General features: G+C 69.0%; 25 protein-coding genes and 1 pseudogene. 13 read left to right on the top strand and 13 right to left on the bottom strand.

Annotated elements, in window-relative coordinates; all coding sequences use genetic code 11:
- Positions 1-300: 300 nt before the first annotated feature.
- On the bottom strand, positions 301-1,335 hold the full coding sequence (locus PcP3B5_RS19485; protein WP_009618585.1) for a patatin-like phospholipase family protein: 1,035 nt from the start codon (positions 1,333-1,335) through the stop codon (positions 301-303).
- Positions 1,336-1,485: 150 nt separating this feature from the next.
- On the opposite strand from PcP3B5_RS19485, the gene selD reads away from it, so the two are divergent.
- The 6 genes and pseudogenes from selD to PcP3B5_RS32630 all read left to right on the top strand — a co-directional run bounded on the left by selD (position 1,486) and on the right by PcP3B5_RS32630 (position 6,892).
- A complete protein-coding gene (gene selD / locus PcP3B5_RS19480) occupies positions 1,486-2,520 on the top strand; it encodes a selenide, water dikinase SelD (RefSeq protein WP_061562177.1) in 1,035 nt (344 codons plus the stop codon).
- Positions 2,520-3,620, top strand: coding sequence for a tRNA 2-selenouridine(34) synthase MnmH (mnmH, locus tag PcP3B5_RS19475; RefSeq protein WP_061562176.1), 1,101 nt, complete (start codon positions 2,520-2,522; stop codon positions 3,618-3,620). The genes selD and mnmH overlap by 1 nt, the downstream gene beginning before the upstream one ends.
- Before the next feature lie 137 nt (positions 3,621-3,757).
- Positions 3,758-4,036 carry a hypothetical protein gene (locus PcP3B5_RS19470; RefSeq protein WP_009618591.1) on the top strand — a complete coding sequence of 93 codons (279 nt, stop codon included), beginning with the start codon at positions 3,758-3,760 and terminating at the stop codon, positions 4,034-4,036.
- Between the two features lie 76 nt (positions 4,037-4,112).
- On the top strand, positions 4,113-4,721 hold the full coding sequence (locus PcP3B5_RS19465; protein ID WP_061562175.1) for a flavin reductase family protein: 609 nt from the start codon (positions 4,113-4,115) through the stop codon (positions 4,719-4,721).
- 47 nt (positions 4,722-4,768) lie between these two features.
- Positions 4,769-5,986, top strand: a pseudogene (locus PcP3B5_RS32635) (HAMP domain-containing protein); the annotation flags it as partial.
- A 24-nt stretch (positions 5,987-6,010) separates the two neighbouring features.
- Positions 6,011-6,892: a methyl-accepting chemotaxis protein gene (locus PcP3B5_RS32630; protein WP_371263881.1), complete on the top strand. Its 882-nt coding sequence runs from the start codon at positions 6,011-6,013 to the stop codon at positions 6,890-6,892.
- 226 nt (positions 6,893-7,118) lie between these two features.
- Here the strand turns inward: PcP3B5_RS32630 and PcP3B5_RS19455 are convergent, their stop codons facing one another.
- Positions 7,119-8,858 carry a SulP family inorganic anion transporter gene (locus tag PcP3B5_RS19455; RefSeq protein WP_061562173.1) on the bottom strand — a complete coding sequence of 580 codons (1,740 nt, stop codon included), beginning with the start codon at positions 8,856-8,858 and terminating at the stop codon, positions 7,119-7,121.
- Between the two features lie 290 nt (positions 8,859-9,148).
- Positions 9,149-10,153, bottom strand: a complete 1,005-nt coding sequence (locus tag PcP3B5_RS19450) for an NADP-dependent oxidoreductase (protein WP_061562172.1) — start codon at positions 10,151-10,153, stop codon at positions 9,149-9,151.
- 222 nt (positions 10,154-10,375) lie between these two features.
- Here PcP3B5_RS19450 and PcP3B5_RS19445 point away from each other — a divergent pair, with 222 nt between their 5' ends.
- Positions 10,376-11,137 carry an SDR family oxidoreductase gene (locus PcP3B5_RS19445; protein WP_061562171.1) on the top strand — a complete coding sequence of 254 codons (762 nt, stop codon included), beginning with the start codon at positions 10,376-10,378 and terminating at the stop codon, positions 11,135-11,137.
- A 3-nt stretch (positions 11,138-11,140) separates the two neighbouring features.
- Here the strand turns inward: PcP3B5_RS19445 and PcP3B5_RS19440 are convergent, their stop codons facing one another.
- The 3 genes from PcP3B5_RS19440 to PcP3B5_RS19430 form a co-directional block, all read right to left on the bottom strand.
- Entirely contained in the window at positions 11,141-13,873 is a 2,733-nt protein-coding gene (locus PcP3B5_RS19440; RefSeq protein WP_061562170.1) for a cation-transporting P-type ATPase, read from the bottom strand.
- Between the two features lie 306 nt (positions 13,874-14,179).
- Complete coding sequence (locus PcP3B5_RS19435) at positions 14,180-15,373, bottom strand: benzoate/H(+) symporter BenE family transporter (protein WP_061562169.1); 1,194 nt, start codon at positions 15,371-15,373, stop codon at positions 14,180-14,182.
- The gene (locus PcP3B5_RS19430) at positions 15,370-15,981 is read right to left on the bottom strand and encodes a LysE family translocator (protein ID WP_061562168.1); all 612 of its coding nucleotides are present in this window, start codon (positions 15,979-15,981) and stop codon (positions 15,370-15,372) included. Before PcP3B5_RS19430 ends, PcP3B5_RS19435 begins: the two co-directional genes overlap by 4 nt.
- A 145-nt stretch (positions 15,982-16,126) precedes the next feature.
- On the opposite strand from PcP3B5_RS19430, the gene PcP3B5_RS19425 reads away from it, so the two are divergent.
- A complete protein-coding gene (locus PcP3B5_RS19425) occupies positions 16,127-16,774 on the top strand; it encodes a hypothetical protein (RefSeq protein WP_043272164.1) in 648 nt (215 codons plus the stop codon).
- Here PcP3B5_RS19425 and PcP3B5_RS19420 read toward each other — a convergent pair.
- Positions 16,762-17,205, bottom strand: a complete 444-nt coding sequence (locus PcP3B5_RS19420) for a MarR family winged helix-turn-helix transcriptional regulator (protein WP_009618612.1) — start codon at positions 17,203-17,205, stop codon at positions 16,762-16,764. The genes PcP3B5_RS19425 and PcP3B5_RS19420 overlap by 13 nt on opposite strands.
- A gap of 80 nt (positions 17,206-17,285) precedes the next feature.
- On the opposite strand from PcP3B5_RS19420, the gene PcP3B5_RS19415 reads away from it, so the two are divergent.
- The 4 genes from PcP3B5_RS19415 (at position 17,286) to PcP3B5_RS19400 (ending at position 20,661) form a co-directional block, all read left to right on the top strand.
- On the top strand, positions 17,286-18,452 hold the full coding sequence (locus PcP3B5_RS19415) for an aminotransferase-like domain-containing protein (RefSeq protein WP_043314278.1): 1,167 nt from the start codon (positions 17,286-17,288) through the stop codon (positions 18,450-18,452).
- Positions 18,453-18,461: 9 nt separating this feature from the next.
- The gene (locus PcP3B5_RS19410; protein ID WP_043314279.1) at positions 18,462-19,064 is read left to right on the top strand and encodes a glutathione S-transferase family protein; all 603 of its coding nucleotides are present in this window, start codon (positions 18,462-18,464) and stop codon (positions 19,062-19,064) included.
- A gap of 201 nt (positions 19,065-19,265) precedes the next feature.
- Positions 19,266-19,727 carry a bacteriohemerythrin gene (locus PcP3B5_RS19405; RefSeq protein ID WP_009618618.1) on the top strand — a complete coding sequence of 154 codons (462 nt, stop codon included), beginning with the start codon at positions 19,266-19,268 and terminating at the stop codon, positions 19,725-19,727.
- Positions 19,728-19,800: 73 nt separating this feature from the next.
- On the top strand, positions 19,801-20,661 hold the full coding sequence (locus tag PcP3B5_RS19400) for a cache domain-containing protein (protein ID WP_061562167.1): 861 nt from the start codon (positions 19,801-19,803) through the stop codon (positions 20,659-20,661).
- Positions 20,662-21,040: 379 nt separating this feature from the next.
- On the opposite strand, the gene folE is transcribed toward PcP3B5_RS19400, so the two are convergent.
- The 4 genes from folE to PcP3B5_RS19380 all read right to left on the bottom strand — a co-directional run bounded on the left by folE (position 21,041) and on the right by PcP3B5_RS19380 (position 23,384).
- Complete coding sequence (folE, locus tag PcP3B5_RS19395) at positions 21,041-21,586, bottom strand: GTP cyclohydrolase I FolE (protein WP_009618627.1); 546 nt, start codon at positions 21,584-21,586, stop codon at positions 21,041-21,043.
- A 95-nt stretch (positions 21,587-21,681) separates the two neighbouring features.
- Positions 21,682-22,239, bottom strand: coding sequence for a Smr/MutS family protein (locus PcP3B5_RS19390; RefSeq protein WP_058072297.1), 558 nt, complete (start codon positions 22,237-22,239; stop codon positions 21,682-21,684).
- A 58-nt stretch (positions 22,240-22,297) separates the two neighbouring features.
- Positions 22,298-22,618, bottom strand: coding sequence for a hypothetical protein (locus PcP3B5_RS19385; RefSeq protein WP_009618630.1), 321 nt, complete (start codon positions 22,616-22,618; stop codon positions 22,298-22,300).
- A 169-nt stretch (positions 22,619-22,787) separates the two neighbouring features.
- Positions 22,788-23,384: a cysteine hydrolase family protein gene (locus PcP3B5_RS19380; protein ID WP_009618632.1), complete on the bottom strand. Its 597-nt coding sequence runs from the start codon at positions 23,382-23,384 to the stop codon at positions 22,788-22,790.
- Positions 23,385-23,556: 172 nt separating this feature from the next.
- Here PcP3B5_RS19380 and prmB point away from each other — a divergent pair, with 172 nt between their 5' ends.
- Complete coding sequence (gene prmB / locus PcP3B5_RS19375) at positions 23,557-24,468, top strand: 50S ribosomal protein L3 N(5)-glutamine methyltransferase (RefSeq protein ID WP_061562166.1); 912 nt, start codon at positions 23,557-23,559, stop codon at positions 24,466-24,468.
- Between the two features lie 416 nt (positions 24,469-24,884).
- Here the strand turns inward: prmB and PcP3B5_RS19370 are convergent, their stop codons facing one another.
- Positions 24,885-25,670: a hypothetical protein gene (locus PcP3B5_RS19370; protein ID WP_061562165.1), complete on the bottom strand. Its 786-nt coding sequence runs from the start codon at positions 25,668-25,670 to the stop codon at positions 24,885-24,887.
- A gap of 127 nt (positions 25,671-25,797) precedes the next feature.
- Positions 25,798-26,796, bottom strand: a complete 999-nt coding sequence (locus tag PcP3B5_RS19365; RefSeq protein WP_061563302.1) for an alpha/beta hydrolase — start codon at positions 26,794-26,796, stop codon at positions 25,798-25,800.
- Positions 26,797-26,837 lie beyond the last annotated feature (41 nt).

Here is a 26,837-nt window from a genome sequence, read left to right as displayed (position 1 = left end):
CGGAGTCCGCTCCTACAATGGGGCCTGCCGCCCGGCATGAACCGTAGGAGCGCAACTTTTGCGCGAATCGCGGGTAGGGCCCGCACCTGTGTGCCAGGCGAAACCCCGTCGTAGGAGCGGACTCCGTCCGCGATAGCTCGAAGCCGCGCAAAGAGCACCCTCTCCCCAGCCCTCTCCCGCAAGCGGGAGAGGGGGCTGTTCGGCGCGGGTGGAAAGGTCGGTGCAATCCTGTGGACGCGGATTCTCCACCTCGTACCGATCCAGGCCAATCGGCGGATAACGCCGCAGGCGTTATGCGCCCTACGGATTCTCCGCTTCGTACCGGTCCAGCGTATCGCTGGCGATCTGCCTTCCCAGGGCCACCAGCTCCGGCGCCTTGTAGAACTCGAAGAAGCGGCACACCCGCTTGGGCACGTTGATCAGCACGTCCGGCGGGTAGCCGGCGATCTTGTACTGCGCCAGGGAGGTCTGCATCACCTCGAAGCTCTGGTTGACCAGCTCCAGCAACGAGGCCGGGCTGCTGCTGTCGATCACCTGGCTGCCGCTGGCGGACTTCGGCGAGCCCTTGCCCAGGGGCGCCGCGGCCGGCTGCTGCATCTCCGGCTCGGCCGGTTCCTCGCTGTCGGGCACCGGCTCCAGCAGGGCTTCGGCGCGCAGTTCCGGCGGTTCCAGCTCCGGGCCGTGGCGGCGGAACCGGCTGAGCTTGTCGCCGAGGCTGCCGATCAGGCTGTCGAAGCGGCCCTTGAGCGCCGCCGGCCGCTCGATCACCGGCAACTGGTACTGGCGCTGGTTGGTGGCGTTGAGGTTCACCGCGATGATCAGGTCGGCGTGGCTGGACACCACCGGCACGATCGGCAGCGGGTTGAGCAGGCCGCCGTCGACCAGCATGCGCGGGCCCTGCATCACCGGGGTGAACAGGCTGGGAATGGCCGCCGAGGCGCGCATGGCCTGGTGCAGATCGCCTTCCTGGAACCAGATTTCCTGCTGGTTGGTGAGGTCGGTGGCCACCGCCGTGTAGGGGATGGGCAGGTCCTCGATGTTGATGTCGCCGATGATCTCGTGGATCTTGCCGAACACCCGCTCGCCGCGGATGGCGCCGAGGCGGAAGCTGACGTCCAGCAGGCGCAGCACGTCCAGGTAGTCCAGGCTTTCCACCCAGTCGCGGTATTCCCCCAGCTTGCCGGCGGCGTAGATGCCGCCGATCACCGAGCCCATGGAGCAGCCGGCGATGCAGGCGATCTCGTAGCCGCGCCGCTCCAGTTCCTCGATCACGCCGATATGCGCATAACCCCGTGCTCCGCCGGAGCCGAGCACCAGCGCCACTTGTTTCGACATGGACGGTTATTCCTCTGAAAACAACGCATTGCAAGGCGCGGCGGGCGGCCTGGGCCGGCGCCGGATGTCACTGACGATACGCCCGGGTAGGGCGGGGCGCCAAGGGTGTTTGCTAGAATCGGCCGATCGACTTCCCGCCCCGGAGCCAACATGAGCGAACCCATCCGCCTGACCCAGTACAGCCACGGTGCCGGCTGCGGCTGCAAGATTTCCCCCAAGGTGCTGGAAGTGATCCTGGCCGGCAGCGGCGCGCAGAACCTGGACCCGAACCTGTGGGTCGGCAACGCCTCGCGCGACGACGCTGCGGTCTATGCTATCGACGGCGAGCGCGGCGTGGTGTCCACCACCGACTTTTTCATGCCCATCGTCGACGATCCCTTCGACTTCGGCCGCATCGCCGCCACCAACGCCATCAGCGACATCTACGCCATGGGCGGCGACCCGCTGATGGCCATCGCCATCCTCGGCTGGCCGGTCAACGTGCTGGCCCCGGAGATCGCCCGCGAGGTGATCGCCGGCGGCCGCAAGGTCTGCGACGAGGCGGGCATCCCGCTGGCCGGCGGCCACTCCATCGACGCCCCCGAGCCGATCTTCGGCCTGGCCGTCACCGGCCTGGTGGAAAAGCGCTTCATGAAGCGCAACGACACCGCCACCGCCGGTTGCCGCCTGTACCTGACCAAGCCGCTGGGCATCGGCATCCTCACCACCGCCGAGAAGAAGTCCAGGCTGCGCGCCGAGGACGTGGGCCTGGCCCGCGACTGGATGTGCACCCTGAACAAGCCCGGCAGCCGCTTCGGCAAGCTCGCCGGGGTGACCGCCATGACCGACGTCACCGGTTTCGGCCTGCTCGGCCACCTGGTGGAGATGGCCGACGGCGCCGGCCTGACCGCGCGGGTGCGCTTCGACGCGGTGCCGCGCCTGGAGCACGTGCAGTATTACCTGGAGCAGGGCTGCGTGCCCGGCGGCACCCTGCGCAACTTCGACAGCTACGGCGAGCGCATCGCGCCGTTGCCGGAACTGCACAAGCTGCTGCTGTGCGACCCGCAGACCAGCGGCGGCCTGCTGGTGGCGGTGACCCCGGAGGGCGAGGCGGAATTCCTCGCCACTGCCGCCGAGCTGGGCCTGCAACTGGCGCCCATCGGCGAGCTGGTCGAGCGACAGAGTCACGCGGTAGAGGTGGCCTGATGCGCGACAACACCCGGCACTACCGCGAACTCTTCCTCAATGACGTCCCGCTGATGGACGTGCGCGCCCCGGTGGAATACACCAAGGGCGCCTTCCCCCACACCGAGAACCTGCCGCTGATGAACGACGTCGAGCGGCAGAAGGTGGGCACCTGCTACAAGCAGCATGGCCAGCAGGCGGCCATCGCTCTGGGCCACGAGCTGGTCTGCGGCCCGCTCAAGGCCGAGCGCATCGAAGCCTGGCTGGACTTCGCCCGGCGCCACCCGGACGGCTACCTGTACTGCTTCCGCGGCGGCCTGCGCTCGCAGATCGTCCAGCAGTGGATGAAGGACGCCGGCATCGAATACCCGCGCGTGGTCGGCGGCTACAAGGCGCTGCGCGGCTTCCTCTTCGACACCACCCGCGCGGCCACCGAGGAATGTTCCTTCGTGCTGATCGGCGGCCTCACCGGCACCGGCAAGACCGAGGTGGTGGCGCAGCTGGACAACGCCCTGGACCTGGAAGGCCACGCCAACCACCGCGGCTCCAGCTTCGGCCGCCGGGCCACGCCGCAGCCGGCGCAGATCGACTTCGAGAACCGCCTGGCCATCGACATCCTGAAGAAGCGCCACGCCGGCCTGAGCCAGTTCGTGCTGGAGGACGAGGGGCGCATCGTCGGCAGCTGCTCGCTGCCGCTGGAGCTGTACCAGGGCATGCAGGGCTACCCGCTGGTGTGGCTGGAGGACAGCTTCGAGGGCCGGGTGGAGCGTATCCTCAAGGACTACGTGATCGACCTGTGCGCCGAGTTCGTCGAGGTGAAGGGCGCGCCGGAAGAGGGGTTCGAGGCCTTCGCCGCCTACCTGCGCAAGAGCCTGTCGGGCATCGTCAAGCGCCTGGGCGGCGAGCGCTACCAGCGCCTGGCGGCGATCATGGACGAGGCCCTGGACGAACAGCGCCGTAGCGGCGCGGTGGACCTGCACCGCGGCTGGATCGAAGGGCTGCTGGGCGAATACTACGACCCCATGTACGCCTACCAGCTGCAGAGCAAGGAATCGCGCATCGAGTTCCGCGGCAACCACGACGAGGTGGTGGAGTACCTGCGTTCCCGGCCACCGCGGTAGACCGCTCCTACGAAAGGCAGGCCGTCACGTCGGGCGCATAACGCCGTAGGCGTTATGCGCCCTACGCCAAACCCACCTGTAACCTTGGGCCGCGGCGGTCTAAGCTGGAAGTCGCCCGAACCACCAAGGAGGTCGTCATGAAGGCACTTTTCGCAGTTCTCGCCGCCAGCCTGGTGCTGGCCGGCTGCTCCGGCAAGACGGTCAACCGCGACAGCTGCGCCAGCGAACTGAACGCCGCCTGGCACGAGCTGGACCTGGCCAAGGCCGAGGGCTTCGCCGGCACCGTCAGCTATTCCAAGGCGCTGGCGCTGATCAGCGCGGCCAAGACCGAGCAGCAGGTCGAGTCCTACGGCGGCTGCCTGGACAAGGCCAGCAAGGCGCGCTTCTACATCAAGGAATCGCGCGCGGGCCGCTGACCGGGCGCGGGCAAGGCGGGCATAATCGCCGGGCGGACGGGCGCTCCGGCCCGCCCGGCAGTCAGGAACCCCTCCCATGCAACTCGATTTCAGCACCCTCGCGCCCGCCGATGCCTACCGCTGGCTGGCCTCCACCGTCACCCCGCGGCCCATCGCCTGGGTCTCCACCCTGTCCGCGCAGGGCCAGGGCAACCTGGCGCCGTTCAGCTTCTTCCAGGTCATCAGCGACGAGCCGCCGACGCTGATGGTCAACACCAGCATCCGCGACGACGGCAGCGTCAAGGACACCCTGCGCAACGTCCGCGAGACCGGCCAACTGGTGATCCACCTGGTCAGCGCCGCCCAGGCCGAGACCATGAACGCCACCGCCGCCACGCTGCCCCATGGCGTCAGCGAGATCGAACAGGTCGGCATCGCCACCCTGCCCAGCGTGCGCGTGGCGCCGCCGCGGGTGGCCGGCGCTGCCGTGGCCTTCGAGTGCGAGCTGGCGCAGATCCAGCCCTACCCGGCGGACAAGCCCAGCTGCTACCTGATCTTCGCCCGCGTGCTGCTGGCGCACATCGACGACGCCGTGCTGCGCGACGAACGCCACGTCGACCCGGCGAAGCTCGACCTGGTCGGCCGCCTGGGCGGCACCCACTACAGCTTCACCCGCGATACCTTCAGCATGATCCGCCCCAAATAGGGGCGCAGGCCGCCGTGCGCCGGGACCTTGGCGCGCGACTGTCCTGGATGCGACCTGCGCATGTCCGTGCGCAACATCGAATTGCCATCATCGACGCCGCCCCTTGTTCCGCCGGTCGGCCGGCTCCTAATGTTCCGTCCCAAAGCAACGACAAAGAACGGGAGAGCTTCGGTCGAAGACTCTCCCGCAAGGCATTCGGCAAGGGGAGGGGTGGCATGGTCGCGTTCGTGCAACGGCGGTTGGCCAATCTGGGCACGGCGAAGAAACTGGCGCTGGGCTTCGGCCTGGTGCTGCTGCTGACGGCGCTGGTGGCCGGGATCGGCGTCGGCGCGCTGCGCTCCATCGAGCAGCGTTTCGCCCTGCTGGACGCCATGAGCGCGGTCAACCGCGAAGTCCTGGAGATGCGCCAGAGCGAGAAGGACTTCGTCCGCGACGCCAGCCCCAAGGCCGCCGAGCAACTGCGCCAGCGCGCCAAGGTCCTGGCCGGGCACGTCGAGCAGCTCAAGGCCCACCCCGGCCAGGCCGAGGCCATGGCGCGCGTGGCCCAGGCCATGGCCGGCTACCTGGCTTCCTTCGACCGCTTCGAGCAGGCCAGCAAGAGCCGCCACCTGGCCCTGGAGGCCGCCAACTGGTCGGTATCCAGCGCCTCCAACAGCCTGGATATCCTGCAGTCCAGCCTGGCCGACGACGGCGCCTACGAACTCAAGCAGAGCCAGGGCCAGAACGGCGAGGAACTGCTCAAGCAGGCGGCCCAGGTCGGCCAGCTCTACCGCCTGGTGCTGCAGGGCCTGAACGAGGCCCGCGCGCGCCTGGACCAGAAGGACGGCGAGGCCGCGGGCGATGCGCGCATCAAGTCCGCCGACGAGGCCCTGGAGCTGTCGAAGCAACTGCAGACTGCAATCACCGACCCGGCCTACGTCTCGGTGATCAAGGACGTGGCCACCAACATCGACGGCTTCGGCAACAACCTCGGCGACTACTCCGCCGGCCTGGCCAAGGAACAGCAGGCGCACCGCGAGATGTCGCAGCGCGCCGAAGAAATGATGCAGCAGGTGGATGCCTCCTACGCCGCGCAACAGGCGGCCATGGTCAGCGTGTTGCACAGCAGCGTGGGCGCCATGCTCGGTTCGGCGGCGCTGGCGCTGCTGGTCGGTACCCTGGCCGCGCTGCTGATCAGCCTGCTGATCGTGCGCCCGTTGCGCCAGGTGATCGGCATGGCCAGCCGCATCGCCGAGGGCGACCTGAGCCAGACCATCCGCGTCGAGCGCAAGGACGAGGTGGGCCAGCTGATGGCCGCGGTGGACGCCATGGCGCAGAGCCTGCGCGGCATCGTCAGCCGTCTTCATGAAGGCGTCGGCCGCATCACCTCCTCGGCGCAGGCGCTGTCCGGCGTCACCGAGCGCACCCAGAGCGGCGTCAACAGCCAGAAGGCCGAGACCGACCAGGTGGCCACGGCGATGAACCAGATGGCCGCCACCGTCCACGAAGTGGCGCGCAACGCCGAGGCCGCGGCGCACTCCGCAGAGCAGGCCGACGGCACCGTGGCCAGCGGCCAGCAGGTAGTGCGGCGCACCCTCGGGCGCATTTCCGAGCTGGCCGAGGCGGTGCGCGAGGCCTCCGCCAGCATCCACGACCTGGGCCGCGAGAGCCAGAACATCGGCAGCGTGCTCGACGTGATCAAGGCGGTGGCCGAGCAGACCAACCTGCTGGCGCTCAACGCCGCCATCGAGGCGGCCCGGGCCGGCGAGCAGGGCAGGGGCTTCGCCGTGGTGGCCGACGAGGTGCGCGCCCTGGCACGGCGCACCCAGCAGTCGACGGCGGAGATCGAGAAGCTGATCGGCGCGCTGCAGAACGGCGCCCAGGCCTCGGTGCAGCACATGCAGCACAGCCATCAACTGGTGGAGAAGAGCGTCGGCGACGCCGAGCAGACCGAGACCGCGCTGGGCGAGATCGCCGCGGCGGTGGCGGTGATCCATCAGATGAACCAGCAGATCGCCGCGGCCTCCGAGCAGCAGAGCGCGGTGGCCGAGGAGATCAACCGCAGCGTCACCAGCATCCGCGGCATCGCCGACGAATCGGCCCAGGCCATGGAGTCCACGGCCTCCTCCAGCGTCGAACTGGCCCAGCTCAGCCGCGACCTGCAGGGGATGGTGGGGCAGTTCCGCCTGTAGGCAGCACCGAGCCCCTGGAGCGGACTCGATTTGCGCGCAGGGCGCGCTCCTGCAGGGGAATGACATCTGCGCTCGGGCTTTCCCCTCACCCCAGCCCTCTCCCGGAGGGAGAGGGGCTAGTCCGTGCCGAGAGACGGCCCGGTTTCAGCCGGCAGTCCCTGTGCTAGCCGGCTAACGCCGAAACACCCATGTACTCCGAACGGTCCCCTCTCCCTCCGGGAGAGGGTTAGGGTGAGGGGGCCGCAGGCCTGCCCAGGGCAAGAACAGTTGCGCTTGCGGCGGCCTCCTGCTGGCGCTTGTACCAGCGCCGGTAGGCGTTCACCCCCGCGCGCACCGAGCTGAACACCAGCGGCGGCTTCAGCTCGCCCAACTGGCCGGAGCGCTCCAGCATCGCCAGGGTTTCCCGCGGCACCCGCGCCAGGGACAGGTGCACGTCCTGCGCCGCCAGGGTCTGCTGCACCTCGCGCAGCACCGTCAGGCCGCTGACGTCCAGGTTCAGCACGCCCTCGGCGTTGAGCAGCACGGCGCGCGGCGCCTTGGTCTCGGCCACCACCTGCAGCAGGCGCTGCTTGAAGTAGTCGGCGTTGAAGAACAGCAACGGCGCGTCGAAGCGGTAGATCACCAGGCCCGGCAGGGTGTGCGCCTGCGGGTAGCGGCTCAGCTCGACCTGGCCGTCGATGCCGTGGACCCAGCCGAGCACCGCGTCGCTCGGCTTGTAGGTCAGGTACAGCAGGCGCAGCAGGGCGATGACGATGGCCACGAAGATGCCCGGCAGCACGCCGACGCTGAGCACCCCGACGGTGGTCAGCAGGCACAGGCCGAACTCGAAGCGCGAGAGGCGCCAGAAGCCCTTGAGCGCGCTGAAGTCGATCAGCCCCCAGCCGGCCATCAGCAGCACCGCGCCCAGGGCCGGCATGGGAATCCAGCCCAGCGGCGCGCTGAACAGCACCAGCGCCAGGCCGATGACCAATGCCGCGACTATGCCGACCATCTGCGTCTGGCCGCCAACCATGTCGTTGACAGCGGTGCGCGAGTCGGCGCCGCTGATGACGAAGCCCTGGGACACCCCGGCGCCGATGTTGGCCACGCCCAGGGCGACCATCTCGCGGCTGGCGTCGATGCTGTAGCCGTGGCGCGCGGCGAAGCTGCGGGCGGTGAGCATGGCGCTGCAGAAGCTGACGATGGTGATGCCCAGGGCGTCGCGGAACAGGTTGCCCATTTCCTGCACGCTGGTGCGCGGCCAGCTCAGCTCCGGCAGGCCCTGGGGCACGGCGCCGAGCAGGGCGACGCCGTAGCGGTCCAGGCCCAGCGCCACGCTGGCCAGGGTGGCGAACAGCACGCCGACCAGGGCGCCGGGAATCTTCGGGTAGCGCCGCGGCAGCAGGATCATCAGCAGCAGGGTCGCCACGCCCAGGGCGAGGGTCGGCCAGTGCGTGCTGCCGAGGTTGCGCAGCAAGGCCAGCAGGCCGGCGAGGAAACCGCTGGTCTCGGTGTGGTAGCCCAGCAGCTTGCCCAACTGGCCGGCGATCAGGCTCAGGCCGATGCCGTTGAGGTAGCCCACCAGGGTCGGCCGCGACAGGAAACTGGCGATGAAGCCGGCGCGCACCAGACCGCCGACGATGGACAGCAGGCCGACCATCACCGCGACGATCATCGACAGTTGCAACAGGCGCTGCGGGTCGCCCGCCGCCAGCGGGGTGATGGCCGCCGCGACCATGGCCGCGGTGGCGGCGTCGGGGCCGACCATCAGCTGTTTCGAGCTGCCGACCAGGGCGTAGATCAGCATCGGCAGGATGCAGGCGTAGAGCCCGACCTGGGCCGGGAAGCCGATGATCTGGGCATAGGCGATGGCGGTGGGAATCTGGATGGCCGCCACCGACAGGCCGGCGACGACATCCGGGCGCAGCCAGGCGGAGCGGTAGTGCAGCAGGTTGTCCAGGCCGGGCAGCCAGCGGGTGAGGGGCATGGGTGTCTTCCGTGAAACGTCGGGCTGAAGCTTAGCCACAGTGTAGGGCCGCGGCTTGCCTGGCGTCAGTTACAGGCATAGGAAGACGAAGGATTTCGAGAGGACGCTAGAAGGGCTGTGCCGGGATGCTCTTCGTAGGATGGGTTGAGCTTGCGAAACCCATGCGGTCACGGCGATGGGTATCGCTTCGCTCAACCCATCCTACGTCAGCGGCTCTTCTGCACCTGTAGGAGCGGGCCCTGCCCGCGATTCGCGCCCAGGGGGCGTTCCTGCAGGGTGTCGCAAAGCCTTCAGAGCTTGAGGATGAGCTTGCCGAAGTTCTCCCCGCTGAACAGCTTGAGCACCGTCTGCGGGAAGGTCTGCAGGCCTTCGACTATGTCTTCCCTGGACTTCAGCTTGCCCTCGGCCAGCCAGCCGGCCATCTCGCGCATGGCCTCGGGGAAGCGGCTGGCGTAGTCCATCACCACTATGCCTTCCATGCGCGCGCGGTTGACCAGCAGCGACAGGTAGTTGGCCGGGCCTTTCACCGCCTGCCTGTTGTTGTACTGGCTGATGGCGCCGCAGATCACGATGCGCGCCTTGGGCGCCAGGCGCGCCAGGCAGGCGTCGAGGATGTCGCCGCCGACGTTGTCGAAGAACACGTCGATGCCGTTGGGGCAGCAGCGTTTCAGGCCCAGGGCGAGGTCTTCGTTCTTGTAGTCGACGGCACCGTCGAAGCCCAGTTCCTGCACCAGGTAGCGGCACTTGTCCTCGCCGCCGGCGATGCCGATCACGTTGCAGCCCTTGATCTTGGCGATCTGCCCGACCACGCTGCCCACCGCGCCGGCCGCGGCGGAAACCACCACGGTCTCGCCGGCCTTGGGCAGGCCGACGTCGAGCAGGCCGAAGTAGGCGGTCATGCCGGTCATGCCCAGGGCCGAGAGGTACAGCGGCAGCGGCGCGCGGTTCGCGTCGACCTTGTAGAAGCCCCTGGGCTCGCCGAGGAAGTAGTCCTGCACGCCGAGGGCGCCGTTGACGTGGTCGCCGACGACGAAGGCCGGGTTGTTCGAGGCCACCACCTGGCCCACGCCGAGGGCGCGCATCACCTCGCCTATGCCCACCGGCGGAATGTAGGACTTGGCGTCGTTGAGCCAGCCGCGCATGGCCGGGTCCAGCGACAGGTACAGGTTGCGCACCAGCACCTGGCCCGGGCCGGGCTCGCCGAGCGGGGTTTCCTGGTAGCGGAAGGTGTCCTGGTCGATGGCGCCCTGGGGGCGCTGGGCGAGCACGAACTGGCGGTTGAGCGGGGCGGTCATGGCAGTGGCCTCGGGGAGGGGAAAACCTAGGGATAGTCCGCGGCGGCGGCGTCGGCAAGCTGCCGCCGACCACGAGAATGCCCGGTTATCCATGTAAATGATCCAGGCGCGAGGTATTCATCACTCGCACGGATAGTACGAGCTACAGCGGCCTGATAATGCTTTGCCCGCGGCGGGCGCCGGCTAGACTCGGACGATTCTCCATCCGTTCGAGGACAGTCCATGAGTCAGCTGCTTTCCGGCCAGGTCGCCCTGGTCACCGGCGCCGCCGCCGGCATCGGCCGCGCCACCGCCCAGGCCTTCGCCCACGAGGGCATCAAGGTGGTGGTTTCCGACGTCGACGCAGCTGGCGGCGAAGCCACCGTCGAGCTGATCCGCGCCGCCGGCGGCGATGCGCGCTTCATCCGCTGCGACGTGACCCGCGACGCCGAGGTCCAGGCGCTGGTCGCCGCCACGGTGGAGGCCTACGGCCGCCTGGACTACGCCTTCAACAACGCCGGCATCGAGATCGAGCAGGGCCGGCTGGCCGAGGGCAAGGAAAGCGAGTTCGACGCCATCATGGGGGTGAACGTCAAGGGCGTCTGGCTGTGCATGAAGCACCAGATCCCGGTGATGCTCGCCCAGGGCGGCGGCGCCATCGTCAACACCGCCTCGGTGGCCGGCCTGGGCGCGGCGCCGAAGATGAGCATCTACGCCGCCTCCAAGCACGCGGTGATCGGCCTGACCAAGTCGGCGGCGGTGGAATACGCGAAGAAGAAGGTGCGCATCAACGCCGTGTGCCCGGCGGTGATCGACACCGACATGTTCCGCCGCGCCTACGAGGCCGACCCGAAGAAAGCCGAGTTCGCCGCCGCCATGCACCCGGTGGGCCGCGTCGGCCAGGTCGAGGAGATCGCCGCGGCGGTGCTCTACCTGTGCAGCGACAACGCCGGCTTCACCACCGGCATCGCGCTGCCGGTGGATGGCGGGCACACCGCGCTCTGAGGCTCAGTGCCTGGCCAGGCGCTGCGCCAGGCCGCTGCGGCGGATCACCCACTTCTCCAGCTCGGCGCCGAGGAACACCAGCAGCCCGGCGCCCAGCGCCCGTAGCCATTCGGCCGGGCTCAGGCCCCTGGAGCCGAAGATGTCCTGCATCCAGGGCGCGTAGGTGAAGGCCAGCTGCAGCGGGATGCACGCGGCGATGGCCAGCAGCACCCAGCGGTTGCCGAACAGGCCCTCGCGGTTGAGCACCGAGCCGAAGATCGAGCGGCTGTTGATCAGGTAGAACATCTCCCCGATCACCACCGCGTTGACCGCCATGGTCCGCGCCGACTCGATGCCGGTGCCGCGCTGCAGCTCCCAGAGGAACAGGCCGAAGGCGCCGAGCATCATCAGCAGCGCCACCATCAGCACGCGCCAGACGAAGAACCCGGAAAGCAGGGCGTTGCCCGGCGGCCGCGGGCGGCGGCGCATGATGTCGTGCTCGGCCGGCTCGAAGGCCAGGGCCAGGCCCAGGGTGCTGGAGGTGACCATGTTGATCCACAGCACTTGCGCCGGCGTCAGCGGCAGGCCCAGGCCGAGGAACAGCGCGGCGATCACCACCAGCGCTTCGCCGCCGTTGGTCGGCAGCATGAACAGGATGAATTTCTTCAGGTTGTCGTAGACCGCGCGGCCCTCGCGCACGGCGCTGGCGATGCTGGCGAAGTTGTCGTCGGCCAGCACCACGTCGGCGGCCTCGCGAGCCGCCTCGGTACCCTTGCGGCCCATGGCCACGCCGACCTCGGCGCGCTTGAGCGCCGGGGCGTCGTTGACGCCGTCGCCGGTCATCGCCACCACCTGGCCGTCCTCCTGCAGGGCCTGCACCAGGCGCAGCTTGTGCTCGGGGCTGGCGCGGGCGAACACGTCCACCTCCAGGGCCACGCGGCGCAGTTCGGCGTCGTCCATCAGCGCCACCTCGGCGCCGGTCACCGCCGGGCGGCCGACGCCGATGCCCAGCCGGGCGCCGATGGCGCGGGCGGTCTCGGCATGATCGCCGGTGATCATCTTGATACGGATGCCGGCCTGCTGGCAGTGCGCCACGGCGGCGATGGCCTCGGCCCGCGGCGGGTCGATCAGGCCCACCAGGGCCAGCAGGGTGAAGCCCCCGGCGACGTCCTCGAAGCCCAGTTGCGCACCCTGCGGCGCCGCCTGCCGCGCGGCCAGGGCCAGCAGGCGCAGGCCGCGGGCGGCGGTGTCGGTGGCCATGCGCCGCCAGTAGTCCGGGTCCAGCGGCGCCGCGCCGGCATCGGTGAGCTGCGTCGAGCACATTTCGAGGATGCGCTCCGGCGCGCCCTTGACCAGTATCCACGGACGGCCTTCGGCGTCCTGGTGGCTGCTGGCCATGAAACGGTGCTGTGACTCGAAGGGAATGCTGTCCAGCCGCGGCCAGTCCCGGGCGCAGGCTTCCTGGGGCAGCCCGGCCTTGGCGCCGAGCACCAGCAGCGCGCCTTCGGTGGGGTCGCCCTCGATGCTCCACTGGCCGCCGTCCTCGCGCAGCTGGGCGTCGTTGCACAGCACCCCGGCGCGGATCGCCTGCAGCAGCGCCGGTTGCGCGTCCGGCTGCACGGCGCGGCCGTCGACGCTGAAGCCGCCCTCGGGGACGTAGCCGACGCCTTCCACTTCATACACCCGCTCGGCGCAGACCAGGCGCTGCACGGTCATCTCGTTGCAGGTCAGGGTGCCGGTCTTGTCCGAGCAGATCACCGTCACCGAGCCTAGCGTCTCCACCGCCGGCAGGCGCCGCACGATGGCGCGCTGGCGGGCCATGCGCTGCACGCCCAGGGCGAGGGTCACGGTCATGATCGCCGGCAGTCCCTCGGGGATGGCCGAGGCCACCAGGGCCACCACCATCATGAACATCTGCTCCGGCGTCTCGCCCAGCCACAGGGTGCCGAGCAGGAACACCAGGGCGCCGATGCCGAGGATGACCATGGCCAGGATGCGGCCGAAACGGTCGATCTGCCGCAGCAGCGGGGTGGTCAGGTTCTCCACGCTGCTGAGCATCTGGTTGATGCGCCCCAGCTCGGTGTCCGCCCCGGTGCCCACCACCAGGCCGCGGGCCTGGCCGTAGACCACCAGGGTGCCGGAGTAGGCCATGCCGTAGCGGTCGCCCAGGGGCGCGTCGGCGGCCACCGCCTGGGCGCTCTTCTCCACCGGCAGGGATTCGCCGGTCAGCGCCGCCTCGTCGACGCGCAGTTCCTTGCCGCCGAGCAGGCGCAGGTCGGCCGGCACGCGGTCGCCGGAGGCCAGCAGCACCAGGTCGCCGGGGACCAGGGCGGCGGCGTCGATCTGCTGGCGCTTGCCCTGGCGCACCACGGTGGCGGTGGAGGAGAGCATGCCGCGGATGGCGTCCAGCGCCGATTCGGCCTTGCCTTCCTGGATGAAGCCGATCACCGCGTTGATCAGCACCGCGCCCAGCAGCACCGCGGTGTCCACCCAGTGGCCGAGCAGCGCGGTGACGAGCGCGGCGGCGAGCATCACGTAGAGCAGGATGTTGTGGAACTGCAGCAGCAGGCGCAGCAGCGGGCCGCGCCGGCGCGGCGGCGCCAGGCGGTTCTCGCCGTATTGCTGGCGGCGGCTTTGCACCTCGGCCTCGTCGAGGCCGCCGGGGCCGCTGCGCAGGCGGGCCTGGACCTCGTCGCCGGCGAGGCTGTGCCAGGGCGTGGCGCTGGCGTCGGAGTGGGAAGCGCGGCGTCGGCTCATGCAAGGCTCCTGTCGGATGGGGCAGGGATGAGCTACAGCATGGACAGGCGGGCGTCCGCCGGGCTTGACCTGGAACAGCGCAGGCGACCGGCGCCCTCCCAGTGTTTTGCATTCTGTTACAGCAGGAGCCTGTTTTGGCCGGCAGGGAGAGGGGACCGTTCGGCGTGCGTGGGTACTCCACAGTTAGCCGGCAAGCGCGAAGTATCCGGCGTAGGCCATTCTCCCCGTTGGCACGGACAAGCCCCCTCTCCCTTCAGGGAGAGGGCTGGGGAGAGGGGCTCTCTCCCAACCCCTGAACCTTCCTCATCAAATCGCCCGACGCCAATTCAACACCAACTGCGTCACCAACCCCGCCACCAGCCCCCAGAAGGCCGAGCCCACGGAAAACAGCGTGAAACCCGAAGCAGTCACCAGGAACGTAACCATCGCCGCCTCACGCTGGCGGGCCTCGGCCATGGCGTTGCTCAGGCCGTTGGTGATCGAGCCGAGCAGCGCCAGGGCGGCGATGGACAGCACCAGCGCCTTGGGCAGCGCGGCGAACAGCGCCGCCAGGGTGGCGCCGAAGATGCCCGCCACGCCGTAGAAGACCCCGCACCAGAGCGCCGCGGTATAGCGCTTGTGCGGGTTCTCGTGGGCTTCCGGGCCGGTGCAGATGGCCGCGCTGATGGCCGCCAGGTTGATGCCGTGGGAGCCGAACGGCGCCAGCAGCAGCGAGGCGATGCCGGTGGTTGAGATCAGCGGCGAGGCCGGCACCTGGTAGCCGTCGGCGCGCAGCACGGCCAGACCGGGCATGTTCTGCGAAGCCATGGCGACGATGAACAGCGGGATGCCGATGCTGATGGTGGCGGCCAGGGAGAAGCTCGGCGTGGTCCACACCGGTTTCGCCAGCTCCAGCTGGAAGTGGCTGAAGTTCAGCAGGCCCAGGGCGCCGGCCAGGGCCACGCCCACCAGCAGCGCGACGAACACCGCGTAGCGCGGCGACAGGCGCTTGGCCAGCAGGTAGCTGAGGAACATCGCCGCCACCAGCAGCGTCTGCTGCTCGGCCGCGCGGCAGATCTCGATGCAGATGCGGAACAGCACCCCGGCCAGCAGCGCCGAGGCCAGCGAGCCGGGCACCTGGCGCATCAGGCGGTCGAAGCTGCCGGTGACGCCGCACAGGGTGATCAGCGCGGCGCAGACGATGAAGGCGCCGATGGCTTCCGAGTAGGGCACGCCCGGCAGGCTGCTGATCAGCAGCGCGGCGCCGGGGGTGGACCAGGCGATGACGATGGGCGTGCGGTAGCGCAGGGTCAGGCCGATGGTGGTCAGCGCCATGCCGATGGACAGCGCCCAGATCCACGAGGAAATCTGCGCGTTGCTCAGCCCGGCGGCCTGGCCGGCCTGGAACATCAGCACCAGCGAGCTGGTGTAGCCGGTGAGCATGGCGACGAAGCCGGCCACCACGGCGGCGGGGGAGGAGTCGGCGAAGGGGCGCAGGCGCGCGCTGGTCGAATCGGTCATGCGGGGGCGATGTCCACGAACAGGGGATAGAGGGAGGCTACCAGCAGCAAGGCCATGCCGATATTGAACACGCGGCGCCGCGCCGGCTGTTCCAGCCAGTGCCGCAGGCAACTGCCGAGCACCGTCCAGACGCCGACGCTGGGCAGGTTGACCACGGCGAACAGCACCGCGATCAGCAGCACGTTGCCGGCGAAGCCCTGCTGCGGGGTATAGGTGGTGATGGCGCCGATGGCCATGATCCAGGCCTTGGGGTTGACCCACTGGAAGGCCGCCGCCTGCAGGAAGCTGAACGGCTTGCCGCTGCCGCGCCCGTTGGCCTGCGGCGCGCCGGCGCGGGCGATGCCCCAGGCCAGGTACAGCAGGTAGGCCGCGCCCAGGTAGCGCAGCGCCTGGTAGGTGAAGGGGAAGGCGTGGAACAGCTGGTCCAGCCCCAGGCCCACGGCGACCACCAGCAGCAGGAAGCCGATGCTGATGCCGAGCATGTGCGGGACGGTGCGGCGCACGCCGAAATTCACCCCGGAGGCCAGCAGCATCATGTTGTTCGGCCCGGGCGTGATGGAGGTGACGAAGGCGAAGCCGATGAAGGCGGCCAGGAGTTCGAGGGGCATGGCGGCACGCGTCTTGTGGTTTTTCCGCAGCCTAACCCCCGGCCTGCGGGCTGTCGCGTAACAGCCAGGGGCGGATCGGGCCGTACAGTGGCGCGCCCGGCGTGCTGTGGATATGGTGGGCAGGTCGCAGTCGTGGAGTCCCGCCATGGACCACAACCCCTATGCCGCGCCCAAGGTCGAGCTGATCGAGGCGCGCACCCCGGCCAGCCTCGCCGGCGGCCGCTGGAGCCCCGGCCACCTGCGCCTGCTGGCCTGGCTGAGCCTGGCGCTGCTGCTGGCGCAGAGCGTGCTGTTCGGCCTGTCGTTCCTCGGCGGCAGCGGGCGCGGCGACGCCCTGGACAGCTACAGCCTGTGGCTGGGCGTGCTCTGCACGCTGCTCGGCTGCTACCTCAGCTGGCGCGCCACGCAGTTCCTGGTCGAGCGCTTCGGCGCCCGCGGCATGGCCTGGCCGCTGTGGCTGTCCATCGGCCTGGCGCTGGTGATCCAGGCCTACGCGGTGATCTTCGACGCCCAGCTCGACGGCACGCCCAACGCCGCCCTGGCCGGCTTCATGGCGCTGTTCCTGCCCAGCGGCCTGGTGGGCCTGTGGTATGGCGTGCGGGTGCTGAAGATCGGCCTGCCGTACCCCTCGGTGAAGGTGCTGGGCTGGCTCGACGTGCTCTCGGGCGTGTGCATGGCCAGCATCCTGCTGTTCATCCCCGGCACCGTCCTGGCCGCCGCGGCGCTGCTGCCGCTGGCGCTGATGTTCCTGCGCGGCGCGCGGGAGCTGGAGGGCGGCGCTCAGGTTTCCTGAAGCGGCTGCGCCAGGGCCTGGTTGACCGCCAGCCAGCCGTGCACCGCCTCTTCGCCGGCCTCGGCGAAGGCGCGCTGCAGCAGGCGCGCCTGCTCGTTGCGCAGGGCCCGTTCCAGCTTGGCGCCCTCGGCGGTGAGGCTGAGCAGGCGCTTGCGCTTATCGGCCGGCGAGGCCTCGCTGCGGATCAGCTGCATCTCCTGCAATTGCCGCAGCGGCATGTTCAGCGCCTGCTTGCTCACGCCCAGGGTGGCCAGCAGTTCCTTCACGCTCAACCCGCTCTGGCGCGCGACGAAGAACAGGATGCGGTGGTGCACCCGGCCCAGGCCGCGGCGGGCGAGGATCTCGTCCGGCTTGGCGGTGAACGCCCGGTAGCTGAAGTAAAAGGCTTGCATGGCTTCCGACCAGGTGTCGGAGGGCAGAAGGTCAGGCATATTGACGTATCCGTTCGGCCGTCGTAGCTTCGGTCAACCAGTTTGACCCATTTGCTCCTGCCTCCGCTACCGGTGACCCCATGGCCTTCTCCGAACGTATCGCCCGCCTGAAAAGCTCCCTGATCCGTGAAATCCTCGCTGCGGCGCAACGTCCGGAGGTGATGTCCTTCGCCGGCGGCCTGCCGGCCGAACCCATGCTGCCCAAGGTGGAATGGGCGGACATGCCGGCCAGCATGGGCCAGTACGGCATGAGCGAGGGCGAGCCGGCCCTGCGCGAGGCCATCGCCGCCGAAGCGCGGGCCCTGGGCGTGCCCTGCGATGCCAGCCAGGTGCTGATCGTCAGCGGTTCGCAGCAGACCCTCGACCTTGCCAGCAAGCTGTTCATCGACCCGGGCACCGAGGTGTTGCTCGAGGCGCCGACCTACCTGGCCGCGCTGCAGGCCTTCCAGCTGTTCGGCGCCGACTGCGTGACCGTGCCGCTGGGCGCCGAGGGGCCTGACGTGGCCGCGCTGCGCCAGCGCCTGGAGCGGCACAAGCCGGCCTTCGCCTACCTCATCCCGACCTTCCAGAATCCGTCCGGCGTGCGCTACAGCGAAGAACGCCGCGACGAAGTGGCGGCGCTGCTCGACGAGTTCGGCGTGACCCTGATCGAAGACGAACCCTACCGCGAGCTGGTGTTCGACGCCGGCAGCGCCACCCCGCTGGTCAGCCGTCTGAAGAAGGCCAGCTGGATCTACACCGGCACCGTCTCCAAGACCCTGCTGCCGGGCCTGCGCGTGGGCTTCCTGATCGCCACCCCGGACCTGTTCCCGCACCTGCTGCGCCTGAAGCAGTCGGCCGACCTGCACACCAACCGCATCGGCCAGTGGCAGGCCCTGCAGTGGTTCGGCACCGAGGCCTACCGCGGCCACCTGGCCGAGCTGCGCGACTTCTACCGCATCCGCCGCGACGCCATGCAGGCCCAGCTGGAAGAACACTTCGCCGACCTGGCCGAGTGGAACGTGCCCCAGGGCGGGCTGTTCTTCTGGCTGACCCTGAAGCAGCCGCTGGACACCCGCGGCCTGCTGGACAAGGCCCTGCAGCAGAACGTGGCCTTCATGCCCGGCGAACCCTTCTTCACCGACCCCGACGCCAACCCCGGCCACCTGCGCCTGAACTTCAGCCACGTGGCGCCGGAGCGCCTGGGCGAAGGCCTGCGCCGCCTGGCTGCGGTGATCCGCGAAGCGCAAGCGGCCCAACCTGCCTGAGGAGGCGACATGTACACCGTCTACGGCGACCGGTTGTCCGGCAACTGCTACAAGGTCAAGCTGGTCCTGCACTTGCTGGGCCTGCCGTACCAGTGGCAGGACGTCGACATCCTCAAGGGCGAGACGCAGACCCCGGAATTCCTGGCGAAGAACCCCAACGGCAAGGTGCCGGTGCTGGAACTGGAGGACGGCAGCTGCCTGTGGGAATCCAACGCCATCCTCAACTTCCTCGCCGACGGCAGCGAGCTGCTGCCGAAGGAGCCGCGCCTGCGCACCCAGGTGCTGCAGTGGCAGTTCTTCGAGCAGTACAGCCACGAGCCCTACGTGGCGGTGGCGCGTTTCATCCAGTTCTACCTGAAGATGCCGGACGAGCGCCGCGCCGAGTACGAGGACTGCCTCAAGGGCGGCTACAAGGCCCTGGACGTGATGGAGCAGCAGCTGGCGCGCACGCCCTACCTGGTGGGCGACAGCTACTCCATTGCCGACATCACCCTGTACGCCTACACCCACGTGGCGCACCAGGGCGGTTTCGACCTCTCCGGCTACCCGGCGATCAATGCCTGGATGGCGCGCGTCGCGGCGCACCCGCGGCACGTCGACATGCTCGACTGAGGGGCCCGAAGTGTCAGAAGAAGCCCGCCATCGCGCGGGCTTTTTCGTATTCGTGCGCTCTGGCTCGCAGTTTAAGGGCCTCCCCATTGACGGGCATCATGGCGCGCGCCGTTTCGCCTCCCTACCCTGGACCCAGCCAACAATAGAGCAGTAACCGGGCCGCGGCGGCAGGAATGCCGGCGACCGGTGGGGGAGGGAAAAATGGCCTATCTGGTCTGGCAGGATGACCTGAACACCGGCATCCAGGTGATCGACAACCAGCACAAGCGAATCGTCGAGATGATCAACCAGCTGCACGAGGCCCAGGGCACCCTGGACAAGGCGCGGGTCGGCGAGGTGATCGAGGAACTGGTGGACTACACCCAGTCGCACTTCGCCTTCGAGGAAACCCTGCTGGAAGACTCCGGCTACCAGTTCACCCGCGCCCACAAGAAGGTCCACGAACTCTTCATCAAGCGCGTATCCGACTACCGCCTGCGCTTCGCCGCCGGCGAGGACGTCGCCGAGGAACTCAAGGGGCTGCTCGGGCGCTGGCTGTTCACCCACATCCGCAACGACGACGCCAACTACGTGGAGTCGGTCAAGGCCAGCATGCACGAGCTGACCCACGACCAGAGCCACGGCGGCTGGCTGTCGCGCTCGATGAAGCGCTTCTTCGGCTGACGCCGGCGGGCGAAACCGTGGCGGCCATCTATGCTCAGTCCAGAACAAGAAGGGACGACATGGAGGACCCTGCATGAAACGCCTGTTCAGTGCGCTGCTGTTCTGCCTCGCCTGCCTGGCCCCGCTGCACCTGCCGGCCGCCACCAGCACCGCGGCCGACGCCGCCCAGGCCCAGCGGGCCCGGCAGTTGCTGGAGAAGGCCGTGGGCTACTACCGCCAGGAGGACGACAAGGCCTTCGCCGCGTTCAGCCGCCAGGGCGAGTTCATCGATAACGAGCTGTACGTCTACGTCGTCGACAGCAAGGGTGTGATGCTGGCCAGCGGCGGCCCCTCGGTGGTGCTGATCGGCCGCGACGTCTCGCAACTGCTCGACCCGAACATGCGCAAGCAGTTCGCCAAGGCCCTCAAGGCCCCGGAGAACGGCAAGGTGCAGGAAACCGAGTACCGCTGGAAGAACTGGGCCGACGGCCGCGTCGAGCGCAAGCACACCTACTACCAGCGCATAGGCGACCGCTTCCTGGCGGTGGGCTACTACATCCCGCGCGCCGACGCCCGCCAGGCCGAGGCCATGCTGGATAAAGCGGCGAAGGCGGTGGAAGGGGCGCCGGAAGCCACCTTCAAGCGCATCAACGACCTCGACAAGGCCTTCATCGAGGATGACCTCTACGCCTTCGTGGTCGACATGGACACCGGCAAGTTCGTCGCCCACGGCTACAACACCCGGATGGTCGGCACCGACTTCGCCAGCCTCAAGGACCCGGCCGGCAACGCCATCGGCCAGGCCATGCTGGCGCTGGCCAAGAGCAAGGGCGAAGGGCAGTTCGACTACCAGTGGCGCAACCCGGTGACCGGCAAGGTGGAGAACAAGCACGCCCTGCTGCGCAAGAGCGGGCATTACCTGGTGGCGGTGGGGTACTACACGGCGGGGGGTTGAGTCCGCCAGGAGCCGTTCGTGCCATCGGAGCGTCCGGCGTGGGCGGTGAATCCAATCGCGGACAAAGTCCGCTACGCCCGAACTTCCCAGGCCGCTCCGAGGCGTTCTTCGTAGGATGGGTTGAGCCTGCGAAACCCATGCGGTGGCGGTGATGGGTATCGCTTCGCTCAACCCATCCTACGGGGCTGCACCGAGGTGCTTTTCGTAGGATGGGTTGAGCTTGCGATACCCATGCGGTCATGGCGATGGGTATCGCTTCGCTCAACACCATCCTACGGGGGAGCGGACTCCGTCCGCGATTACCCCCGGCCGCACGGACTACCCGAAGCCCAAAGAAAAACCGGCCCCACAGGCCGGTTTTCCATCCCCGCAAGCGACCTCAGCGAATCAGGCTGAGGAACTCGCTGCGGGTAGCGGCGTTCTCGCGGAACTCGCCGAGCATCACCGAGGTGACCATGGAGGAGTTCTGCTTCTCCACGCCGCGCATCATCATGCACATGTGCTTGGCCTCGATGACCACCGCCACGCCCAGGGCGCCGGTGACCTGCTGCACGGCCTCGGCGATCTGCCGCGACATGTTCTCCTGGATCTGCAGGCGGCGGGCGTACATGTCGACGATGCGCGCTACCTTGGACAGGCCCAGCACCTTGCCGTTGGGGATGTAGGCCACGTGGGCCTTGCCGATGAAGGGCAGCAGGTGGTGCTCGCACAGCGAGTACAGCTCGATGTCCTTGACCAGCACCATTTCGCTGTTGTCGGAGCTGAACAGCGCGCCGTTGACGATCTCGTCCAGCGTCTGCTGGTAGCCGCGGCAGAGGTACTGCATGGCCTTGGCGGCGCGCTTGGGCGTGTCGAGCAGGCCTTCGCGGGTGACGTCCTCGCCGAGCTGGCTGAGGATCTGCGAGTAGTTTTGTTCCAGGGACATGTTCTACCTGTTGGGACTCGTTGAAGCGCAGAGGCGCAGGGTAGGGCGCGCGTGGCGTGCTGGCAAGGGCGCGGTGCGCCAGCGGGAGCGACGGATTATTCGTCGCGCCCCTCCAGCATGGTGCGGCGCAGCATCACGTAGAGCGAGCCGGTGCCGCCGTGGCGCGGCAGGGCCGAGGTGAAGCCCAGGACCTGCGGGTGCTGGCGCAGCCAGGTGTTGACGTGGCTCTTGAGCAGCGGCCGGCGACCGTCGGTGCGCGCCGCCTTGCCGTGGGTGACGCGCACGCAGCGCACCTCCAGGCGGCTGGCCTCGGCGAGGAAGTCCCAGAGCAGCTCGCGGGCCTTCTCGATATTCATGCCGTGCAGGTCGAGGCTGCCCTCGAAGCCGATCTGGCCGGCCTTGAGCTTGCGCATCTGGCCTTCCTGCACGCCGTCGCGGGCCCAGTACAGCTCGTCCTCGGCGCCGACGTCGATGACGAACAGGTCGGACAGCCCGTCGACGCGCTGGTTTTCCACCTTGGTCGTGGCGTTCTGCTGGCGCAGCCTGACCTGCTGGCGGTCGGCCTTGGGCTTGCCGGTGTCGGCCTGGTCCACCTGGATGCGCTTGACGCCGCGCATCTCGTTGGCGAACAGGGAAAAATCGTCGTCTTGCATGGAGCCTCCGCGAAGAGGCGGCATTCTAGCGGACCGCGGGCGCTTTGCGGCAAGCCGCTCAGCCGCGCTTCTTCATCAGCCGCGGCGACAGGCTGAGGCCGTCGCCACGCCGCGCGCGGCGCCGCGCCAGGCGCCAGAAGAGCACGCCCAGCCACAGGGCGAGCAGGCCGATCACCAGCAATACCGCGCCGGCCGCCGGTTCGATGTGCATGACCCCCGCCGCCGGTTGCCGGCGCAGCAAGGCCGCGCCGCCGGCCAGGGCGCCGAGCACGCCGAACGCGGCGATCAGCGCGGCCACGGCGGCCACGAAACGCCAGCGCCAGCGGCCCGGTCGCTTCGGGCGTAGTGTGCGTGGATCGAAACTGTCGGACATCTTCATCCCGGCTTCCTCATCTGCTGAACGAGGCTATGACCGGTGTCGGCGGGAGGGGGTTCCGCCCCCGCAGGGAATGCCTGGCCCGCCCGTCCGGCGCGTGCCCGCTGGATGTGTCGCCTTACAGCCTAATAGCTGCGGCGGCGGCTTGCCGCCGCAGCGGGACGGACGGCGCTCAGATCAGCGCCTGGGCCTCGCCGACCACGGCGGCGAAGTTGTCGCCCAGGGCGGCCATTTCCGCGTGGTGCAGGTCGCGCGCCGAGAGCACGCCGCCATCCGGGGTGGGGATGTCGCGGGTGGCGCAGGCGGCGGTGACCAGGGTGCAGCGGTAGCCGTAGTCCTTGGCCGCGCGCACGGTGGTGCTGATGCTCGAATGGGTCATGAAGCCGCAGACGATGATGTCCAGCCGGCCGTTGTGCTGCAGGCGGTCGTGCAGTTCGGTGCCGGAGAAGGCGTTGGGCAGGCGCTTCTCCACCACCACCTCGCCGGGCAGCGGCGCCAGTTCGGGCAGGAACTGCCCGCGCGGGCCCTGCGGGTCGAGCAGGCCGCCGTGGATGCCCAGGTGGCGCACGTGGACGATCGGGGTGCCCTGGCTGCGCGCGGCATCCAGCAGTTGGCGGATCTGCGCGACCGCCGGTTCCAGGCCGGGCAGGGCGAGGACGCCGCTGCGGTACTCTTCCTGGGCGTCGATGATCAGCAGCGTGCTCTGGCGGAGGGTGGCGGGCGGATAGCCGCGTCCGCTGATCTTCAGCATGCTGAGCGGTTGAGACATGACGAACTCCTATGATGCGTATGCCACCATTGTGGTCTGTTCCGCGGGCGCTGTGAATCTATGCGAAACCCGCGCAAAGTGGTATTGACCCCCTCGACGCCGGTGTGCGCCCGCGGCAGGCCGCCTTGGGCTAGAATGCCGGCCTTTTTGCCCGCCGCGAGGACCCTGCGCCGTGACCGAATCCCGTTTGCTGACCCTTCGAGACCATATCCGCTGGGCGGTCAGCCGCTTCCATGCCGAGGGGCTGTACTTCGGACATGGCACCGACAACGCCTGGGACGACGCCCGCCTGCTGGTGCTCGGCGCGCTGCACCTGCCGTGGGAAATGGCCGATGCGTACCTGGATTGCCGCCTCGAGGACGATGAGCGCGAACACCTGCGCGAACTGCTGCGCCGGCGCATCGAGGAGCGCGTGCCCACCGCCTATCTGCTGGGCGAGGCCTGGTTCTGCGGCCTGCCGTTCGTGGTCGACGAGCGCGTGCTGGTGCCGCGTTCGCCCATCGCCGAGCTGATCCAGCAGCGCTTCGAGCCCTGGCTGGCGGCGGAACCGGCGCGCATCCTCGACCTGTGCACGGGCTCGGGCTGCATCGGCATCGCCTGCGCCTACGAATTCCTCCAAGCGGAAGTGGTGCTGGCCGACCTGTCCTTCGAGGCCCTGGAAGTGGCCAACGTCAACATCGAGCGCCACGAACTGGGCGAGCGCGTCTACACCGTGCAGGGCGACGGCTTCGCCGGCCTGCCGGGGCAGCGCTTCGACCTGATCGTCTCCAACCCGCCCTACGTCGACGCCGAGGACTTCGCCGACATGCCGGCCGAGTACCGGCACGAGCCGGAACTGGGCCTGGCCTGCGGCCACGACGGCCTGAACCTGGTGCGGCGCATGCTCGCCGAGGCCGCCGACCACCTGACCGAGCAGGGCACCCTGATCGTCGAAGTGGGCAACAGCCAGGTGCACGTCGAGGCGCTGTACCCGGAGGTGGACTTCACCTGGCTGGAATTCCGCCACGGCGGGCACGGGGTGTTCCTGCTGTCGGCGGCGCAGTGCCGCGAACACCAGGCGCTGTTCCGCTCGCGGGTGAACTGAGGCGCCGCGGGCCCTGCCCGCGATTTCGCGCGCAGGGCGCGCTCCTACAGGGGGCGATACCGGGGGCTCCTGCGAAACCCATGCGGCCGTGGCGATGGGTATCGCTTCGCTCAACGCCATCCTACGGGTCTTGTGTTTGCCTGAGGGCGTAGGAGCGGATTCATCCGCGATTCCGCCAGCAGGGCGGATAACGCGGAGCGTTATTCGCCCTACGTACGCCGTGGGGCACGGCATTTTCTTGTTGGAGCAACTGTCTTGCCGACTGCGCCGAGGTGCTTTTCGTAGGATGGGTTGAGCTTGCGAAACCCATGCGGCCGTGGTGATGGGTATCGCTTCGCTCAACCCATCCTACAAAAGTCTCCCGCGGCCGTGCTCTTCGTAGGAGCGAGCCGTGCCCGTCCGTCCGCGCCGGGCCCTCAGTGCGTCGCCATCCAGATCAGCAGCCCGGCCTGGAACACCGCGAACACCGTCAGGCAGGCGATGATGAAGCGCAGGCTGGTGTCGTCGCGGCGGAAGGTCTCGATGCGCTGTTGCAGCTTGCGGATCTCGTTGTCCTGGCTGGCCAGGTTCTGGTCGGCCTGTTCCAGCATGGCCGCGGCGTCCAGCAGCGGCAGCAGTTGCACCTTGTCCTTGTTCCAGTCGTCGTACAGCTCGCTCACCCGCCCGGCGTCGTAGCGGGCCTTGAGTAGGCGCGAGTCCTCGTACTCCACGTCGAAGCCCTGGGCGCGCAGGAAGTGGTCGCGGCGCAGGCGGATGTCCTCGTTGGGCGCGTCCTTCACCCCCAGCACGCCGCCCTCGACCTTGTAGTGCGCCCACTTCTGCCGCGCCCAGGCGATGCCCTGGGCCAGCAGGAAGCGGCCCAGGCCGCGGTTGATCGGCTCCAGGGCGAAGCCGCTGTCGGCGCCGAAGCGCACTTCCTTGTTGCGGTGGTCGGCCCACACCTCGAACAGGTTCTGCTCCTTGCGCAGGGCCTGGCCGGGCAGCTGGATGCTCAGGCGCAGCAGGCTCTGCTCCGGGGCGTGGCGCTCCACCCGGCCGAGCTGGACGAAGCGCAGGGCGCGGGCGCCGGTGCTGCGGTCGGTGGGCAGGGGCGCCAGACGCAGCAGGCGGAAATGCTCCGGCGCCAGCTCCGCCCAGGGATGGGGCGGGGCCGGTGTTTCGGCGGGAGCGGCGGCGTCGCTGCGCGGGTCGGCGTCGGTCATCGGATTCCTCGGGCCTGGCCGACGGCCAGGGATCAACTCAACTTCTGTAGGAAGCGTGTAAGTAACGACTTTCATACAGGGGCTAAGCGATTATCGACGCCGACAGTGATTTCTTGAGACGCCCGTTTCAGCTCATGCCTTCGGCCGATGGAGTCTGCGGGCGGGTTCGCAGGATGAAGCCGACCAGCCGCTGGACCAGGTCGCGAGCCAGCGGCAGCCCGGGGTCGTTGTAGGACGCCAGCTGCTTCTTCACGTCGGCCGGGACGATGCGCAGGATGTGGTTCATGCCGGAGATCAACTGCAGCTCGGCGTCCGGCCTTGCGCGCTGCAGCGCCTGGGCGTCGGCCACGTCGACCTGGATGTCGCTGGTGCCCTGCAGGATCAGCGTCGGCTGGCGCACCCGGGCCAGCGCCCGCGCCGGATCGTGGCGGAACAGCGAGATCAGGTAGGGCTGCACGCTGGGGCGGAACAGCGCGTTCAGCTGCGCCGGCACCTCCGGCACCTGGTGGCCGCCGCGCAACCGGTCGAGGATGGCATCGGCCTTCTCCAGCAACGGAGGCGGCAGGCGCACCGAGAGCTGTTCGCGCAGCACCTTGTCGATCGGCCGGCCGCTGCCGGCGATCAGCACCAGGGCCGCGGCCTTGCTGCGTGGCGCGGCCAGGCTGGCGATCAGCGCGCCCTCGCTGTGGCCCACCAGCACCTGCGGGCCGAAGCGCGGGTCCGCGGCCAGCCGGTCGCTCCAGGCCACCAGGTCGTCGACGTAGCCGTCGACGCTCAGCTGCCGTTCGTCCGGCGCGGCGTCGCGGCTGCGGGCGATGCCGCGCTTGTCGTAGCGCAGGCTGGCGATGCCGTTGCTGGCCAGGGCCTCGGCCAGGCGCCGCAGGTAGGCGTTGTTGCCGCCCTCGGGGTTGTTGCCGTCGCGGTCGGTGGGGCCGGAGCCGGCCACCAGCAGGGCCAGCGGCGGCGGGCTGGCGGTCTGCGGCAGCAGCAGGGTTCCGCGCAGCACGCCGTGGCCGGTGTCCAGGTCGTAGGGGCGTTGCAGGATGGTGGGGGAGGCGGCGTAGGTCATTGCGGCGAACAGCCAGCAGGAAAGAAGGGCGATAAGGCGCGGCATGGAAGGCTTCATGGACTGCATGATAGCGGTTTGACGGCGCGCGCCGCGGAAGG

Source organism: Pseudomonas citronellolis, assembly GCF_001586155.1.
In the GTDB taxonomy this organism is placed as follows: Bacteria; Pseudomonadota; Gammaproteobacteria; order Pseudomonadales; family Pseudomonadaceae; genus Pseudomonas; species Pseudomonas citronellolis.
This window is presented reverse-complemented; position numbering and strand designations above follow the sequence as displayed.

What these genes read in the sequence shown, in the direction of transcription:
- PcP3B5_RS19435 (WP_061562169.1), bottom strand. Translation starts at nt 15,373, where the DNA reads ATGACCGATTCGACCAGCGCGCGCCTGCGCCCCTTCGCCGACTCCTCC.
- PcP3B5_RS19380 (WP_009618632.1), bottom strand. Translation starts at nt 23,384, where the DNA reads ATGTCTCAACCGCTCAGCATGCTGAAGATCAGCGGACGCGGCTATCCG.
- PcP3B5_RS19400 (WP_061562167.1), top strand. Translation starts at nt 19,801, where the DNA reads ATGAAACGCCTGTTCAGTGCGCTGCTGTTCTGCCTCGCCTGCCTGGCC.
- PcP3B5_RS19425 (WP_043272164.1), top strand. Translation starts at nt 16,127, where the DNA reads ATGGACCACAACCCCTATGCCGCGCCCAAGGTCGAGCTGATCGAGGCG.
- PcP3B5_RS19455 (WP_061562173.1), bottom strand. Translation starts at nt 8,858, where the DNA reads ATGCCCCTCACCCGCTGGCTGCCCGGCCTGGACAACCTGCTGCACTAC.
- PcP3B5_RS19385 (WP_009618630.1), bottom strand. Translation starts at nt 22,618, where the DNA reads ATGAAGATGTCCGACAGTTTCGATCCACGCACACTACGCCCGAAGCGA.
- PcP3B5_RS19370 (WP_061562165.1), bottom strand. Translation starts at nt 25,670, where the DNA reads ATGACCGACGCCGACCCGCGCAGCGACGCCGCCGCTCCCGCCGAAACA.
- mnmH (WP_061562176.1), top strand. Translation starts at nt 2,520, where the DNA reads ATGCGCGACAACACCCGGCACTACCGCGAACTCTTCCTCAATGACGTC.
- PcP3B5_RS19420 (WP_009618612.1), bottom strand. Translation starts at nt 17,205, where the DNA reads ATGCCTGACCTTCTGCCCTCCGACACCTGGTCGGAAGCCATGCAAGCC.
- PcP3B5_RS19445 (WP_061562171.1), top strand. Translation starts at nt 10,376, where the DNA reads ATGAGTCAGCTGCTTTCCGGCCAGGTCGCCCTGGTCACCGGCGCCGCC.
- PcP3B5_RS19465 (WP_061562175.1), top strand. Translation starts at nt 4,113, where the DNA reads ATGCAACTCGATTTCAGCACCCTCGCGCCCGCCGATGCCTACCGCTGG.
- PcP3B5_RS19415 (WP_043314278.1), top strand. Translation starts at nt 17,286, where the DNA reads ATGGCCTTCTCCGAACGTATCGCCCGCCTGAAAAGCTCCCTGATCCGT.
- PcP3B5_RS19440 (WP_061562170.1), bottom strand. Translation starts at nt 13,873, where the DNA reads ATGAGCCGACGCCGCGCTTCCCACTCCGACGCCAGCGCCACGCCCTGG.
- PcP3B5_RS19485 (WP_009618585.1), bottom strand. Translation starts at nt 1,335, where the DNA reads ATGTCGAAACAAGTGGCGCTGGTGCTCGGCTCCGGCGGAGCACGGGGT.
- PcP3B5_RS19390 (WP_058072297.1), bottom strand. Translation starts at nt 22,239, where the DNA reads ATGCAAGACGACGATTTTTCCCTGTTCGCCAACGAGATGCGCGGCGTC.
- selD (WP_061562177.1), top strand. Translation starts at nt 1,486, where the DNA reads ATGAGCGAACCCATCCGCCTGACCCAGTACAGCCACGGTGCCGGCTGC.
- PcP3B5_RS19450 (WP_061562172.1), bottom strand. Translation starts at nt 10,153, where the DNA reads ATGACCGCCCCGCTCAACCGCCAGTTCGTGCTCGCCCAGCGCCCCCAG.
- folE (WP_009618627.1), bottom strand. Translation starts at nt 21,586, where the DNA reads ATGTCCCTGGAACAAAACTACTCGCAGATCCTCAGCCAGCTCGGCGAG.
- PcP3B5_RS19470 (WP_009618591.1), top strand. Translation starts at nt 3,758, where the DNA reads ATGAAGGCACTTTTCGCAGTTCTCGCCGCCAGCCTGGTGCTGGCCGGC.
- PcP3B5_RS19430 (WP_061562168.1), bottom strand. Translation starts at nt 15,981, where the DNA reads ATGCCCCTCGAACTCCTGGCCGCCTTCATCGGCTTCGCCTTCGTCACC.
- PcP3B5_RS19405 (WP_009618618.1), top strand. Translation starts at nt 19,266, where the DNA reads ATGGCCTATCTGGTCTGGCAGGATGACCTGAACACCGGCATCCAGGTG.
- PcP3B5_RS32630 (WP_371263881.1), top strand. Translation starts at nt 6,011, where the DNA reads ATGGCCGCGGTGGACGCCATGGCGCAGAGCCTGCGCGGCATCGTCAGC.
- PcP3B5_RS19410 (WP_043314279.1), top strand. Translation starts at nt 18,462, where the DNA reads ATGTACACCGTCTACGGCGACCGGTTGTCCGGCAACTGCTACAAGGTC.
- PcP3B5_RS19365 (WP_061563302.1), bottom strand. Translation starts at nt 26,796, where the DNA reads ATGAAGCCTTCCATGCCGCGCCTTATCGCCCTTCTTTCCTGCTGGCTG.